Annotated in this window: 12 protein-coding genes and 1 pseudogene; 4 read left to right on the top strand and 9 right to left on the bottom strand. The window is 74.5% G+C overall.

Features of this window, described 5'->3' with window-relative positions:
- Window positions 1-41 precede the first annotated feature (41 nt).
- From IE225_RS30430 to IE225_RS30420, 3 genes are all read right to left on the bottom strand, one after another.
- Window positions 42-1,103 (bottom strand): aminotransferase class V-fold PLP-dependent enzyme, encoded by a 1,062-nt coding sequence (locus IE225_RS30430; protein WP_190060876.1) that lies wholly within the window; start codon window positions 1,101-1,103, stop codon window positions 42-44.
- Between the two features lie 123 nt (window positions 1,104-1,226).
- Window positions 1,227-1,940, bottom strand: a complete 714-nt coding sequence (locus tag IE225_RS30425; protein ID WP_190060875.1) for a DsbA family oxidoreductase — start codon at window positions 1,938-1,940, stop codon at window positions 1,227-1,229.
- Between the two features lie 61 nt (window positions 1,941-2,001).
- A complete protein-coding gene (locus tag IE225_RS30420; RefSeq protein ID WP_229880172.1) occupies window positions 2,002-3,003 on the bottom strand; it encodes a GlxA family transcriptional regulator in 1,002 nt (333 codons plus the stop codon).
- Window positions 3,004-3,073: 70 nt separating this feature from the next.
- On the opposite strand from IE225_RS30420, the gene IE225_RS30415 reads away from it, so the two are divergent.
- Window positions 3,074-4,456, top strand: a complete 1,383-nt coding sequence (locus tag IE225_RS30415) for an MFS transporter (protein ID WP_190060873.1) — start codon at window positions 3,074-3,076, stop codon at window positions 4,454-4,456.
- A 57-nt stretch (window positions 4,457-4,513) separates the two neighbouring features.
- On the opposite strand, the gene IE225_RS30410 is transcribed toward IE225_RS30415, so the two are convergent.
- A complete protein-coding gene (locus IE225_RS30410; RefSeq protein WP_190060872.1) occupies window positions 4,514-6,043 on the bottom strand; it encodes an aldehyde dehydrogenase (NADP(+)) in 1,530 nt (509 codons plus the stop codon).
- A 133-nt stretch (window positions 6,044-6,176) separates the two neighbouring features.
- On the opposite strand from IE225_RS30410, the gene IE225_RS30405 reads away from it, so the two are divergent.
- Window positions 6,177-6,947: an IclR family transcriptional regulator gene (locus IE225_RS30405; protein WP_190060871.1), complete on the top strand. Its 771-nt coding sequence runs from the start codon at window positions 6,177-6,179 to the stop codon at window positions 6,945-6,947.
- Between the two features lie 120 nt (window positions 6,948-7,067).
- On the opposite strand, the gene IE225_RS30400 is transcribed toward IE225_RS30405, so the two are convergent.
- Window positions 7,068-8,519 carry an NCS2 family permease gene (locus tag IE225_RS30400; RefSeq protein WP_190060870.1) on the bottom strand — a complete coding sequence of 484 codons (1,452 nt, stop codon included), beginning with the start codon at window positions 8,517-8,519 and terminating at the stop codon, window positions 7,068-7,070.
- Window positions 8,520-8,759: 240 nt separating this feature from the next.
- On the opposite strand from IE225_RS30400, the pseudogene IE225_RS30395 reads away from it, so the two are divergent.
- Window positions 8,760-8,867 (top strand): annotated as a pseudogene (locus tag IE225_RS30395) (SigE family RNA polymerase sigma factor); the annotation flags it as partial.
- Window positions 8,868-8,992: 125 nt separating this feature from the next.
- Here the strand turns inward: IE225_RS30395 and IE225_RS30390 are convergent.
- On the bottom strand, window positions 8,993-9,790 hold the full coding sequence (locus IE225_RS30390; protein WP_190060869.1) for an HAD family acid phosphatase: 798 nt from the start codon (window positions 9,788-9,790) through the stop codon (window positions 8,993-8,995).
- Window positions 9,791-10,002: 212 nt separating this feature from the next.
- Window positions 10,003-10,602 carry a TIGR03086 family metal-binding protein gene (locus IE225_RS30385; protein WP_190060868.1) on the bottom strand — a complete coding sequence of 200 codons (600 nt, stop codon included), beginning with the start codon at window positions 10,600-10,602 and terminating at the stop codon, window positions 10,003-10,005.
- 149 nt (window positions 10,603-10,751) lie between these two features.
- On the opposite strand from IE225_RS30385, the gene IE225_RS30380 reads away from it, so the two are divergent.
- Entirely contained in the window at window positions 10,752-11,999 is a 1,248-nt protein-coding gene (locus tag IE225_RS30380) for an MFS transporter (RefSeq protein WP_190060867.1), read from the top strand.
- On the opposite strand, the gene IE225_RS30375 is transcribed toward IE225_RS30380, so the two are convergent.
- Together IE225_RS30375 and IE225_RS30370 are read right to left on the bottom strand one after the other, a co-directional pair.
- On the bottom strand, window positions 11,936-13,126 hold the full coding sequence (locus IE225_RS30375) for a hypothetical protein (RefSeq protein ID WP_190060866.1): 1,191 nt from the start codon (window positions 13,124-13,126) through the stop codon (window positions 11,936-11,938). The genes IE225_RS30380 and IE225_RS30375 overlap by 64 nt on opposite strands.
- Window positions 13,123-14,064 (bottom strand): 5-dehydro-4-deoxyglucarate dehydratase, encoded by a 942-nt coding sequence (locus tag IE225_RS30370; RefSeq protein ID WP_190060865.1) that lies wholly within the window; start codon window positions 14,062-14,064, stop codon window positions 13,123-13,125. Before IE225_RS30370 ends, IE225_RS30375 begins: the two co-directional genes overlap by 4 nt.
- Window positions 14,065-14,140: the final 76 nt, after the last annotated feature.

Here is a 14,140-nt window from a genome sequence, read left to right as displayed (position 1 = left end):
CTGACGCGAAGGGGCCCCTCCGCGCGAGGGGCCCCTTCGCGTCAGCCGGACAGGGCGTCCAGCAGACGGTCCACGTCGGCGGCCGTGTTGTACAGGTGGAAGGAGGCGCGCAGGTTGCCCGCCCGGTCGGAGACCTCGATGCCCGCCTCGCTCAACTCCGGCTGCCGGGAGCCGAGTCCGGGCACCGAGACGATCGCCGAGCCGGGGGCGGGCACCGGCTCGTGGCCCAGGGCGGCGAGCCCGGTGCGAAACCGTTCGGCCAGCGCCAGGTCGTGGGCGTGCACGGCGGCCACGCCGAGCTCCTCGACCAGTTCGAGCGAGCGGCGCAGCCCGGCGTACGTGAACAGGGCGTGGGTGAGGTCGAACCGCCGCGCGGAGTGCGCGAGTTCGGCGACCGGGCCGTAGCAGCTGCGCCAGGGTTCCTCGGCCGCGACCCAGCCCGCGAGCACCGGGGTGAGCCCGCCGAAGTCCTCGGGGACCGTGAGGAAGACCGCCCCGTTCGGGCCGAGCAGCCACTTGTAGCAGGCCGCGGCGGTGAAGTCGTACGCGTCCGCGTCCACCGGCAGCCAGCCGGCGGCCTGGGAGAAGTCGACGTAGGTGCGCGCGCCGTGCTCGCGGGCCGCCTCGCGCAGGGCGGGCAGGTCGGCGATCCGTCCGTCGGCGGACTGGACGGCGCTGACCGCGACGAGCGCGGTGCCCGGGCGGACGGACTCGGGGATCCGCTCCAGCTCAACGGCCCGGACCTTGAGGTCGCCGCGGACGTGGAACGGGTTGAGCACGGAGGTGAAGTCGTCCTCGGCGGTGAGGATCTCGGCCCCGGCGGGCAGCGAGGCGGCGATCACGCCGGTGTGCGCGGCGACCGAGGCGCCCGCCGCCACCCGGGTGGGCGGGACGCCGACGAGCCGGGCATAGAGGGCCCGGCAGACCTCCACGTCCTCGTACAGCGGGGTCAGTGGCCGGCCCTCGGCCCGCAGCCGCGCCGCCTCGTGCAGGGCGGCGACGGTGCGGGCCGGCAGCAGGCCGTTGCTGGCGGTGTTGAGGTAGGTGCTCTTCGGGGTGAACTCGGCGCGGACGAGGCTGTCGAACGTCTCCCTGGTCTCCATGGGTCCACTCTGCGGCCCGGGAAGGTCGCAGTCCATCGCGGATTTCTGCGCGGTTCCCCTCAGGAATCCTTATACATCCACGCCGGCCTGCGGTTTCCCAGTGCCGCGGCACCATACCCGTTCTCAGCGCCGCGGCACCGCGCACCCGCCCGGGCCGCAGGTCTCGGCGTCCCCCCGGCCGGCCGGCTCCAGCGGCGGCCGCTCGCCCCAGGCCCGGGCCAGCGCCCGGCTGAAGACCTCGGTGGGCTGGGCGCCGGAGACGCCGAACTTCCGGTCGAGGACGAAGAACGGCACCCCGGTGACGCCGAGCCGGGCGGCCTCGCGCTCGTCGGCGCGCACCGCGTCGGCGTACGCGCCGGGGTCGGCGAGCACCTTCCGGGCGGCGCCGGCGTCGAGGCCGGCGGCGACGGCGAGTTCCACCAGCCGCTCGTCGTCGCCGAACACGCTGCGTTCCTCGGCGAAGTTGGCCCGGTACAGCACGTCCAGCAGCGCCTCCCGCCGGCCCTGCTCCCCGGCGAGGTGCAGCAGGCGGTGCATGTCGAAGGTGCTGCCGTGGTCCCGGCCGCGGGTGCGGTAGGGAAGTCCCTCGGCGGCGGCCAGCCGGCCCAGGTGGTCCTCACCGGCCTCCGCCTGCGCCTCGCTCATGCCGTACTTCCTGGTGAGCATGGCGATCACGGGCTCGACGTCGCCCTTGGCCCGGCCGGGGTCCAGCTCGAAGGACCGGTGCACCACCTCGACCCCGTCACGGTGCGGAAAGGCCGCGAGCGCCTTGTCGAAGCGGGCTTTGCCCACGTAGCACCAGGGACATGCGAGGTCGCTCCAGATCTCGACGCGCATGGTGTCGGCTGTCTCCCGTCGTACGGCCGCGGAGGCTCTCTCCGCCGACCTGCGTGAACGTTCAAGCAGCCGGTCGCATTCCCGGCTCCGCGGCCGGCCGGTCCGCGAGGCGGCTGAACTGGGCGCGGTAGGCGCTGGGGGTGAGGCCGGTGCGGCGCACCAGGTGGGCGCGCAGGGAGTCGGCGGTGCCCAGGCCGCAGGCACGGGCGACCCGGTCCATGGGGAGGGTGGTGGTCTCCAAAAGTTCCTTGGCGCGCTCGATGCGCTGGTGGAGCAGCCACTGCAGGGGGCTGACGCCGCTCTCGGTGTGGAAGCGGCGGGTGAGGGTGCGCACGCTGACGCCCGCCCGCCGGGCCAGGTCGGCGAGGGTGATCGGCTGGTCCAGGTGGCGCATGGCCCAGCCGCGCACGTCGGCGCAGGCGGTGCCGCGCTCGGGCGGCAGCGGGGTCTGGGTGAACTGGGTCTGCCCGCCCGGCCGGACGGGCGCGACGAGTGCGAGCCGGGCCACCCGGTTGGCGACGGCGGCGCCGTAGTCGGTGCGGATGATGTGCAGGCACAGGTCGATGCCGGCCGCGTATCCGGAGGAGGTGACGACCCGGCCGTCCTGGACGTACAGCACGTCGCCCTCCAGCAGCACGTCCGGGCAGCGCCGGCGTAGCTCCCCGGCGTGCGCCCAGTACGTCGTCGCGCGGCGGCCGTGCAGCAGTCCGGCCTCGGCGAGCGTGAAGACGCCGGTGCACAGGGACGCGACGCGCGCGCCCGCGCCGGCCGCCTCGCGGACGGCGGCCACGATCCGCGGGTCGGGCGTGTACGGCGCTCCGGCTCCGGCGACGAGCACGGTGTCCGCGCTCCGCAGCACCTCCAGACCGTGCCGTACGTGCAGGTCGAGGCCGCCGGTGGTGGGCAGCGGGCCCGGTTCGGCGGCGCACACCACGACCTCGTACCCCGGCCGCCCGTCCGTTTCGACCTTGGAGAACAGCATGTCGGGGATGGCGAGGTTGAACATCGACACGGGCGTCGGCGCGATCACGGCGACCCGGTGGACGCGCTGCGCAGCACTCATGGCCAGAACCTCCGGATGCATGGCATTCGGGCCACTACTGTAGGCCACCGGAGCCCGACAGCATGGGGGCATGTCGACCCAACAGACGCCATCCACTGCTCAACTCACCCAGGAGAAAGGAGAGTTGTCCTGGAACCGGGACCGCGGCGGTGCGGTTCCCACCCTCGCCGCCGCCCTGCTGGGCTTCGCCCTCATCACCCTCGACGCGTCCGTCGTGAACGTCGCCCTGCCGTCCATCGGCTCCGCGCTGGGCGGCGGGATGTCCGGCCTGCAGTGGGTGGTGGACGCCTACACCCTGGCCTTCGCCGCGCTGATGCTGTCCACCGGCGCCTTCGCCGACCGGGCGGGGGCGAGCCGGGCGTACGGCGTCGGCGTCGCGGTGTTCACGCTGGCGTCCGCGGGGTGCGGGCTGGCGCCGACCTTGGCGGTGCTGGTCGCGGCGCGCGCGGTGCAGGGCGTGGCGGCGGCCGTCGTCCTGCCCGCCTCACTGGCGCTGGTGCGGCAGGCGTACGGCGATCCGGCGCGCCGGGCGCGAGCGGTGGCGGCGTGGGCGGCCGGGGGCTCGGTGGCGGTGGCGCTGGGCCCGGTCGCGGGCGGCGCGCTGACCACGGCCTGGGACTGGCGCGGGATCTTCTTCGTCAACCTGCCGCTGGGCGCCGTCGCCCTGGCGCTGCTGGTGCGGGCGCCCCGGTCGCGGCGCCGGCCGGCGCCGCTGGACCTGCCGGGTCAGGTCACGGCCGTCCTGGCGCTGACCGCGCTGACGTTCGCCGTGATCGAGGGCGGGGCGGCCGGGATCGCGGCACTGGCGGTGGCCGCGGCCGCGGCGGCGGCGTTCGTCCGGATCGAGACCCGGCGGCCGCATCCCCTCGTTCCGCTCGGCCTGTTCCGCGACCGGGCGGTGTCCGTGGCGGTGGCGGCGGGCGCCGCGTGCAGCGTCGCCTTCTACGGCGTGGTCTTCGTCTTCTCCCTCTTCTTCCAGCAGGAGCAGGGCCGTTCGGCGCTGTACGCCGGGCTGATGTTCCTGCCGATGACCGGGCTGATCCCGGTGACGAACGTGGTGGCCGGCAAGCTGGCGGGCCGCCACGGGCCGCGGCTGCTGATGCTGCTGGGGCAGGGCCTGGCCGCGGCCGGTCTGCTCGTCCTGCTGGTGGTGGACACCGCGACGCCCCCGGCGCTGGTGGCCGCGCTCCTCGTCCCGCCGGCCCTGGGCTGCGCGCTGACCGTGCCCCCGTTGACCGCCGTGATGATGGACGCGGTGCCCGCCGAACGGGCGGGCCTGGCCGCGGGTGTCCTGAACGCCGCGCGCCAGGTCGCCGGCGGCCTGGGCATCGCCGTCTTCGGCGCGCTCGTCTCCGGCGGCTTCGTCACCGGCCTGCGGGCGAGCCTGGCGGTGGGCGCGGTGCTGTTCGGGCTGACGTTCCTGGCGACCCTGCGGCTCGGAACGCGCCGGTAGGGGCGGGGCGCGGGCCCGCGGCCACAGGGCCCGCGCCCCGCCCCCGTCCTCCGGGTGCTACCTCTCCAGCCGGCCGTCCACCCGGCGGGGCAGGCCCAGGGGGTTGTCGTCCCGCAGTTCCGGCGGCAGCAGGGCCTCCGGGGCGTTCTGGTACGTCACCGGCCGCAGCCACCGCTCGATCGCGGTGCCGCCCACCGAGGTGTGCGGGGAGGTGGTCGCCGGGTAGGGGCCGCCGTGGTGCTGGGCGTGGCAGACGGCCACCCCGGTCGGCCAGCCGTTGACGAGGATGCGCCCGGCCAGCGGGGTGAGCGCGGCGAGCAGTTCGGCGCCGCCGTCCTCGCCGGCGGCCTCCTCGGCGGACAGGTGCACGGTGGCGGTGAGGTTGCCGGGGAGGCGGGACAGCACCGCCTCGGCCTCCGCGCGGTCCTCGTAGCGGGCGAGGACGGTGACCGGGCCGAAGCACTCCTCGATCAGCAGGTCGTGCTCGCCGCCGGCCAGCAGCCGGCGCGCGGACACGGTGAGGAAGCCGGCGCTGACGGTGTGCTCGCCGCCCGCGCCCGGGGTGACCGGGGACTCCACGCCGTCCAGGGCGGTGCGCTCGGTGACGCCCTTGAGGAAGTTGTCGCGCATGCGGTGGTCGAGCATGACGCCGGGGTCGGTGTTGCTGACCGCGTCGGTCAGGGACTTGACCAGCCGGTCGCCGGCCGCGCCCGCGGGTACCAGGACGAGGCCGGGCTTGGTGCAGAACTGGCCGACGCCCAGCGTCATCGAGCCGGCCAGCCCGGCGCCGATGGCCTCCGCGCGCTCGGCGGCCGCGGCCCGGGTGACGAGGACGGGGTTGAGCGAGCCCAGCTCGCCGTGGAACGGGATGGGCACGGGCCGGGCCGCGGCCGCGTCGAACAGGGCCCGGCCGCCCCGCACCGACCCGGTGAAGCCGGCGGCCGCGACGAGCGGGTGCGTGACCAGTTCGACGCCGGCCTCGAAGCCGTGCACGAGGCCGAGGACGCCGGCCGGGATGCCGTGCGCGGCGGCGGCGCGGCGCAGCACCTTGGCGACCAGCTCGGACAGGGCCGGGTGGCCGGGGTGGGACTTGACGACGACGGGGCAGCCGGCCGCGAGGGCGCTGGCGGTGTCGCCGCCGGCGACGGAGAAGGCGAAGGGGAAGTTGGAGGCGGCGTAGACGGCGACGACGCCCAGCGGCACCTTGAGGCGGCGCAGGTCGGGGATGGGCGGGGTGGCGGTCGCGTCCGGGTGGTTGATGACGACGTCGAGGAAGGCGCCCTCCTCGACGATGTCCGCGAAGGCGCGCAGCTGGAAGCAGGTGCGGGCGAGTTCGCCGGTCAGCCGGACCGGGCCGAGCGCGGTCTCGGCGTCGGCGGTCTCGACGAGGCCGTCCCGGGCCGCCTCGAGCTGTTCGGCGGCGGTGCGCAGGAAGGCGGCGCGGACGGTGCGGTCGGCCAGGCTCGCGCGGGCGGCGTGTGCGGCGCGGACGACCTCGTCCACCTCCTGGGCTGTGGCCTCCACCGCAACCTGTTCCCGCTGCTTCCCGGTACGGGGATCGACGCTCCAGACTGGTGCTGCTGCCACCGCGGGTTCCCTCCCGTCAGCAATCGGGTCGCCCACCAGGGACGTTCGATATACTGAACGCTGTCTCTGATACTGAATGCGCTCGTCGGAGACTATATATCGGGGTTCCCGTGTCACGAAGGGGTCTGGGGCGATGTCGGCTGGCGAGGCAGGCGGGGCACAGGTCAAGTCCGCGGTACGGACGGTGGAACTGCTGGAGTTCTTCGCCGGCCGGCCCGGCATGCACTCCCTGGCGGCGGTCCAGGAGGCCGTCGGCTACCCCAAGTCCAGCCTGTACATGCTGCTGCGCACGCTCGTCGACCTCGGCTGGGTGGAGACGGACGCCACCGGCACGCGCTACGGCATCGGGGTGCGCGCGCTGCTCGTCGGCACGTCCTACATCGACGGCGACGAGGTGGTCGCGGCCGCCCGCCCGACGCTGGACCGCCTCTCGGACGACACCACGGAGACCATCCACCTCGCCCGCCTGGACGGCACGAACGTCGTCTACCTCGCCACCCGCCAGTCCCAGCACTACCTGCGCCCCTTCACCCGGGTCGGCCGCCGGCTGCCCGCCCACTCCACCTCCCTGGGCAAGGCGATCCTGGCCACCTACACCGACGAGCAGGTCCGCAAGATGCTGCCGGAGACGCTGCCGGCGCTGACCGAGCACACGATCACGGACCGCGAGCGGCTCATCGAGGAGCTGCACCAGGTGCGCGAGCGGGGCTTCGCCGTGGACCGCGAGGAGAACACGCTGGGCCTGCGCTGCTTCGGCGTGGCGATCCCGTACCGCACCCCGGCGCGGGACGCGATCAGCTGCTCGGTGCCGGTGGCCCGGCTCACCCCCGCCCACGAGCAGACCATCAAGGACGCGCTGTTCGACGCCCGCGAGCGGCTCACCCTCGCCACGCGCCGGCTGTGACGGTGACGGCGCGGGAAACCGGTACCGCCGGGGACTCAACCTTCCACGTCCGCAGGCCGTCTGTCAGGTGGGGCCGCCCCTCCTCCCCCCCAGGGGCGGCCCCTCACTCCCCCGGCCCGGCTACTTCACGCCGAGGAGCTGCTCGATCGGATCGATCGCGAAGTACACGACGAACAGCGCCGACACGCCCCACAGCAGCCAGTGCACCTCCCTCGCCCGGCCCAGGACCGTCTTGATCAGGACGTAGGAGAGGAAGCCGACGCCGATGCCGTTGGTGATCGAGTACGTGAACGGCATGGCGGTGATGGTGAGGAAGGCCGGGATCGCGATGTCGTAGCGGTCCCAGTCGATGTGCCGGACGTGGGTCATCATCAGGAAGCCGACCGCGATCAGCGCGGGGGCGGCCGCCTGCAGCGGGACGATGGTCAGCAGCGGGGAGAGGAAGAGGGCGAGGGCGAACAGGCCGCCGGTGACCAGGTTGGCGAAGCCGGTGCGGGCGCCCTCGCCGACACCGGCCGCGGACTCGATGTAGGCGGTGTTGGAGGAGGCGGAGGCCGCTCCGCCGGCGATGGCGGCGGCGCCGTCGATGAACAGCACCCGCCCGATGCCGGGCACCCGGCCCTGCTCGTCGAGCAGTCCGGCCTCGGCGCTGATGCCGACGATGGTGCCCATCGCGTCGAAGAAGTCCGACAGGATCAGCGTGAACACCAGCAGCACGACGGTGAGCGCGCCCGTCTCGCCGAACGCCCCGAACAGGCTGAAGTGGCCGACCAGTCCGAAGTCGGGGGCGGCGACCAGCTCGTCCGGCACCTTGGGGGTGGTCAGGCCCCAGCTTTCGACGTCGGCGACGGCGTCGACGACGATCGCGACGGCCGTCATCACCACGATGCTGATCAGGATCGCGCCCTTGACCCGCCGTGCCAGCAGGCCGATCGTCAGCAGCACGCCGAGGCAGAACACGAGCACCGGCCACCCGCTCAGCGTGCCGGAGGCGCCCAGTTGCACCGGCACCGTGGTGTGCGCCGCGTCCGGGATGCGGCTGACGAACCCGGCGTCGACGAAGCCGATGAACGCGATGAACAGGCCGATGCCCACGCCGATGGCCTGCTTCAGCGCCTGCGGGATGGCGTTCATGACGGCCTCGCGCAGACCGGTGACCACCAGCACGCAGATCACCACGCCCTCGATCACCACCAGGCCCATGGCGTCGGCCCAGCTCATCAGCGGCGCCAGCTGGAAGGCGACGACGGCGTTGAGGCCGAGGCCGGCGGCGATGGCCAGCGGCAGGTTGCCGCCCACGCCCATCGCGACCGTCATCACACACGCCACCAAAGCGGTGGCGGTGACGAGTTGGCCGGTGTCGAGCTGATGGCCGAACTTGTCCTTCGCGCCGCCGAGGATGATGGGGTTCAGGACGAGGATGTAGGCCATGGTGAAGAAGGTGGCGAATCCGCCGCGTATCTCCCGGCCGAAGGTGGATCCCCGCGCGGAGATGCGGAAGAAGCGGTCGACGCCGTTCACCGCCGGCGTCGTGGCACCTGGCCGGTCGGTCGGTCTTTTCAGGTCGGACATGGCGGGTGCTCCTCGAGTGCCTGGTGCTCGGGTGTCTGGTGCTCGGGTGCGGATGTTGGCTGGATTGTTCCCCCGCCGGACCCGCTTCAGGGTTTTCCGCGTGTTACGGAATCGGATACGCGGCATTCGGCATGCCATACGGTGTTCGACGACCCGTACGAACGACTGCCGCGGTTCCGGACCTCGTCCCGGCGCACGGCTGTGGGGCGCCGGCCGAGCCGCCGCGAGGAGAGACCGCCCGTGGGGACAGTCGTCGACGCCGCCGCCTCCGGTGAGTTCCACGCCTTCTTCGAGCGCCACTACGCCGAACCGGCCCGCCTCGCCCGCCTGTTGACCGGTGAGGTTGACCGGTGAGGTTGACCGGTGAGCCGGACGTCGCGGACGACCCGGCGGCCCCCGCCACGGCACGGTGCTGCCGGTGACGGGGGCCGAGCACCGGCGGTTGCCCGCCGCCTGCCCGGACGGGAGAGAGGTCAGCTGACGAAGTACGTCGGGTTGGGCAGCTTGTACGTCCGGTCGGCGTAACCGCCGTCGAGGTCGGAGTACTGGTCGCCGAAGTTGGCGATGATCTCGTACCCCAAGTCGTCCTCGATGTGCTTGCGGGTGCCGGACTTGTACTGCACCGTCGTGCAGGTCCAGGTGCCCGGCGTGGCGCAGCCGCTCAGGTAGGACGGCGGGTGGTCCTTGTCCTTGAGGAACATGTGGGCGGGGTCGAGGTTCACGTCGGCGCCGACCTTCTTCAGGTTCTCCACGGCCGCCGCGCGCTGCGCCTCGCTCAGCCCGGAGTTGTAGAAGACCTCGACGCCCTTCTTCTCCGCGTACCGCACGAGCTCCGGGCTACCGAAGACCGCCGGCCGGTCGGCCTTGTTGACGTAGGCGGCCCAAGTGGCGCTGTTGTAGCTGTAGTTGTTCTTCTTCTCGTAGTCGAGGCTGAGCAGCAGCGTGTCGTCGATGTCGAAGACGACGGCCGGCTTCTCGCCCTTGTGGCGCGCCTTGCGGGCCGCCCTGTCGAGGTAACGCTCGGCGGCCGCGTCGATGGCGGCGAGGTCGTGGGCGTAGGGGCTGTCCGGCGAGGCCTGGTAGACGCCGTCGGCGTCCAGGGTGGTGCCGTAGTAGGTGTCGATGTCCTTGGTGAGCAGCCCGATGTTGTAGGGCTCGTGCGTGGAGTTCGCCGTCTTCTGGTCGGCGGTCGCGGCGCCGGCGCCGTAGAGGGCGGCGCCGGCGAGGGCACACGTGGCGGCGAGGGCCGCGAGACGCAATGGCTTATGCATGACAGGTTTCTACGCGCGTCGCGCCCGGGGTGCGAGACCCGTTGCCCGATCGATACCAAGTCCGCCCGGACGGCGGGTCCCACGCCCTCCCCTTCAAGTCCGGTCCATGGCCGCTCCGGTGGCGGTGGTGGCGGTTTCGCCTCACAGGGGGAGGTGCCGTCCCGGGGCGGGGCAGGGGCAGGGTCACCCGGCGTAGGACTCGGGACCCGCGCTCACGGTGTCCAGCGCGGGTCCCGTCCGCTCAGTCCGAGCGCGCGGTCCAGCAGCGGGGCGTCGGCGGGCACCGGCACGACCGGGCCGAAGATCCCGCTCCCCTCGCCCCGCGCCGGGTCGGCGGCCGCGGCGGCGAGGAAGTCGTACGACGCCCGCAGCGCGGCCGGGTCGGGGTCGTAGGCCTGCCCGGTCGCCCGCGCCAGGTCCCAGCCGTGGATCACCAGTTCGTCGACGGCGACGCTCCCGGTCACGGCTCCCGGCATGTCGATGCCGCCCGCCCGGGTCGCGCCGGTCCAGGCGGCCGGATCGCGCCAGGCGTCCGCGAGCTCGTCGAGCACCTCGGGCAGCTCCTTTCGCCACCCGGGCCCGACGTCGGGCACGGCTGCGTCCGGCGCGGTGTCGGTCGTGGGCCCGAACGCCCTGCGGCCCGCGTCCCGGAAGGCGGTGGAGAGGTGCAGCAGGTGCCCCAGCAGGTTCCGCACGGCGTAGCCCGGGCAGGGGGTGGCGCCGGCGAGCTGCTCGTCCCGGACGCCCTCCGCGAGCCGCGCGACGACCCGGGCCTGCGGGCCGAGGTCGACAGGGGTGGGGTGGTGGGTCATCGGTCCTCCTCGGGGTGGCGCTGTCAGAAGGTGGACCGATGCCGGCGCCCGGACTCATCGCCCGCGCGCGCGTCTTCCCAGGGTTACCTGGATTCCTAGGGCATCCGCCCGATCCGCACCCGGCCGCCTTAGCCCCACCCTCACCCGTCATGACGACCATGACGACCATGACGAGGGGGAACCGGCCCCTGACCCGTGTCCTGCGGGACCGCAACGCGCGCCTGTGCCTGACGGCGACGGTGGTGTCCGGGTTCGGGACGTCGGCGCTGTGGCTGGCGTCCGGGGTGTGGGTGCGGGAGCTGACCGGGTCGGACGGGCGGGCCGCGCTGTGCCTGGTGGCGATGTGGGCGCCGGTCCTCGCCGGTCCGGCGCTGGGCACGGTGGCCGACCGGGTGCGGCGCAGGCCGCTGCTGGTGGGCGTCAACCTGGGGCTGGCCGTGCTGCTGTGCGCGCTGCTCGCCGTCGACGCGCCGGGGCGGGTGTGGGTGGTGTACGGGGTGCTGCTCGTGTACGGCGCCGCGGGCGTCGTGCATGACGCGGCCCAGTCGGCGCTGGTCGCCGCGGCCGTCGATCCGGCGCTGCTGGGCGACCTCAACGGGCTGCGCACCACCGCCACCGAGGGCATGAAGCTGCTGGCGCCGCTGGCGGGAGCGGGCCTGTACACGGCGTACGGCGGGGCGGGTGTGGCGCTGCTGGACGCGGGGACGTTCGTCGCGGCGGCGGGGCTGTACGCGCTGCTGCGCGTGCGCGAGCCCGCCGTGCGGGCGGCCGGGGACCGGCCCCGCGCGGCCGAGGGCGTCCGGTACCTGTGGGGGCACGCGCGGCTGCGGCCGCTGGTGCTGGCCGGCGGCGCGACGATGCTGTGGGCCGGGGTGAACGGCGCGCTGGTCTACGCGGTGGTGGACGGCCTGGGGCACGCGCCCGCGTACGCCGGTGTGCTGTACGCGGTGCAGGGCGCCGGGTCGGTGGCGGCCGGGGTGGCGGCGGGGCCGGCCCTGCGCCGGCTGGGCGAGCGGCGGTTCGCGGCCTGCGGGATCGCGCTGACCGGGGTGGCGGTGGCCGCGCGGGCGGTGCCGTCGGACGCGGTGGCCCTGGCGGGCAGCGCGCTGATCGGCGCCGGGCTGCCCTGCGTGCTGGTCGCCGCGTTCACCGCCGTCCAGCACGCGGCCCCCGACCGGTTGCGGGGGCGGGCCGCCGCCACCGCGACCACGCTCGTCTTCGTGCCGAACGTGGTCGGGCTGGCGGCGGGTGCCGGGCTGGTGGAACTCCTCGGCCCGCGGTGGCTGCTGCCCGCCCTGGGGGCCGCGCTGCTGCTGACGCCGCTGCTGCTGCGTCAGCGCCCGGCCGGCGCCTCCCGTACCGCCTCCAGGTCCGCGTCTGACGCCAACCCGGCGTGATACAGCCGCAGTTCGGTGGCCCCGAGGTCGCGGGCCCGGGCGGCGTCGGCGGCGAGGGCGGCCGGGCGGCCGCCCAGGCCGGCGACGACGGTGAGGTGGGCGGCGAGCACGGCGCCCGCGCGCCGCTGCTGTGCGAAGGGGGTGAGCAGGCCCGCGCCGCCCGTGCAGGGGACGACCACGCCGTCGGCGACGGAGAGGATGTGCGCCGGGTCGACGCCGGCGTTGGCGCCGCAGTGGTACGACACCGGGTCGGCGTGCAGCAGGACCTGGAAGCCGTCGGGGGCGGCGGCGCGGACGGCGGCGACCGCCTCCTGCTGCAGGGAGCGGGCCACCCGGTCGCGCCAGGCGCGCGTGGCGTTCGCCCGCGTCTCGCCGAGCAGCTTCTCCACGCCGCTCCAGCCGCCGTCGCGGGCGGCGCCCCGCCAGAGCGGTTCCAGGATGGCGCCCCGCCAGAGCGGTTCCAGGGCGGCGCGGACGGCGGACGCCGGCTCGTCGGCGTCCAGGCCCTCCTCGCCGTAGCCCGCCCGGCAGGCGGGGCAGAAGCACAGGGACATCAGGTACTGGCCCACGTCGCCCAGGCCGACCCCGGCCGTCTTGTCGTGCGCGTGCAGCTGGGCGAGGCCGTACCAGCCGAGGGACTCCAGCTCCGTGCCGCGCGCCCCGGGCCGTACCGCGGCCTCCGCCGCCAGGCCGGTCAGGTAGGCGCGCGTGGCGGGCTGAGCGATGCACGGCGCCCACGGGTAGCGGTCCCCGTAGGCGTTGACCACAGAGGTGTCCGGGTGCTCGGCGCCCAGGCGGGAGTTGTGGGCGAGGACCACCCACGTGTGCACCTCCAGGCCGGCCCCGGCCGGCGCGGCGGCGGCCTCGCCCCAGGCGTCGCCGGGCGCCCAGTCGCCGGCCGGGTGGGGGCGCAGCGGGCGGCCGGCCCAGCGGCCGTCCGGCGGGTAGAGCACGGCGGCGTGCTCGGCGGTGACAATCCGGTGGCGGGGGTGGCGCGGGGTGAGGGCGCGAGTGGAGTGGTAGGCGGCGGCGAGCGTGACCTGCTCGACACCGAGGCGCGCGATCCACCCGGGCGCGTCCGGGTCGCCGTTGACGTCCCAGGGGTAGACGAACGCGGACGCCTTCACCGGCCCTCCTCCAGCAGCGCGTGCCCCCGCTCGATGAGCCGCGCGAGCTGCTTGACGTGGTCCTCGTCCGGCTCGTGCAGCGGCGGCCGCACCTCCCCCACGTCCAGGCCGCGCAGCCGTACGCCCGCCTTGACCAGGGAGACGGCGTAGCCGCGGCCCCGGGAGCGCAGTTCGGCGAACGGCCGGTAGAAGCCGTCCAGGAGCCGGCGCACGGTCGCGTCGTCGCCGTGTTCGAGGGCTTGGTGGAAGGCGAGGGCGAGTTCGGGGACGAAGCAGAAGACGGCGGAGGAGTACAGGGGGACGCCGACGGCGCGGTAGGCGAGCTGGGTCTGCTCGGCGGTGGGCAGGCCGTTGAAGTAGAGGAAGTCGCCGGGGGCCTCGGTGCGCACGGCGCTGACGATGCGCTGCATCAGGTCCAGGTCGCCGAGGCCGTCCTTGAGGCCGACGACGCCGTCGGTGCGGGCCAGCTCGACCGCCGTCCGCGGGGTGAGGACGGCGTTGTCGCGCTGGTAGACGATCACCGGCAGAGGGGTCGCGGCGGCGAGGTCGCGGTAGTGCCGCAGCAGGCCCTCCTGCGGGGCGACGACGAGGTAGGGCGGCATGACGAGCAGCCCGTCGGCGCCGGCCGCCTCGGCCAGCCGCGCGTAGCGCACGGCGAGAGCGGTGCCGTATCCGGCGCCCGCCACCACCGGCACGCGCCCCCCGGCCGCCTCGACGGCGGCGCGCACGCACGCCTGGTACTCCTCGGGCGTGAGCGCGTGGAACTCCCCGGTGCCGCAGCACGCGAACACCGCGGCCGCGCCCGCCTCGACGCCCTGCCGCACGTGGGTGCGGTAGGTGTCGAGAGCGACGGAGCCGTCGGGGCCGTAGGCGGTGACCGGGAAGAACAGCGGCCCGCTCGGGACGCGGAGGCGGGCGGCGAGAGGGGCTGGCGTCACGGGCGCTCCCGGTTCCCTATGATGATCTGTGTCTATGTTTCTGAACGATCCCACGCTAAGGCGCCGCCGCGCGGCC

The sequence above is a fragment of the Streptomyces echinoruber genome, assembly GCF_014651135.1.
Taxonomy (GTDB): Bacteria; Actinomycetota; Actinomycetes; order Streptomycetales; family Streptomycetaceae; genus Streptomyces; species Streptomyces echinoruber.
Note: the sequence above shows the minus strand (reverse complement) of the source record. Positions and strands in the feature narration are given on the sequence as shown.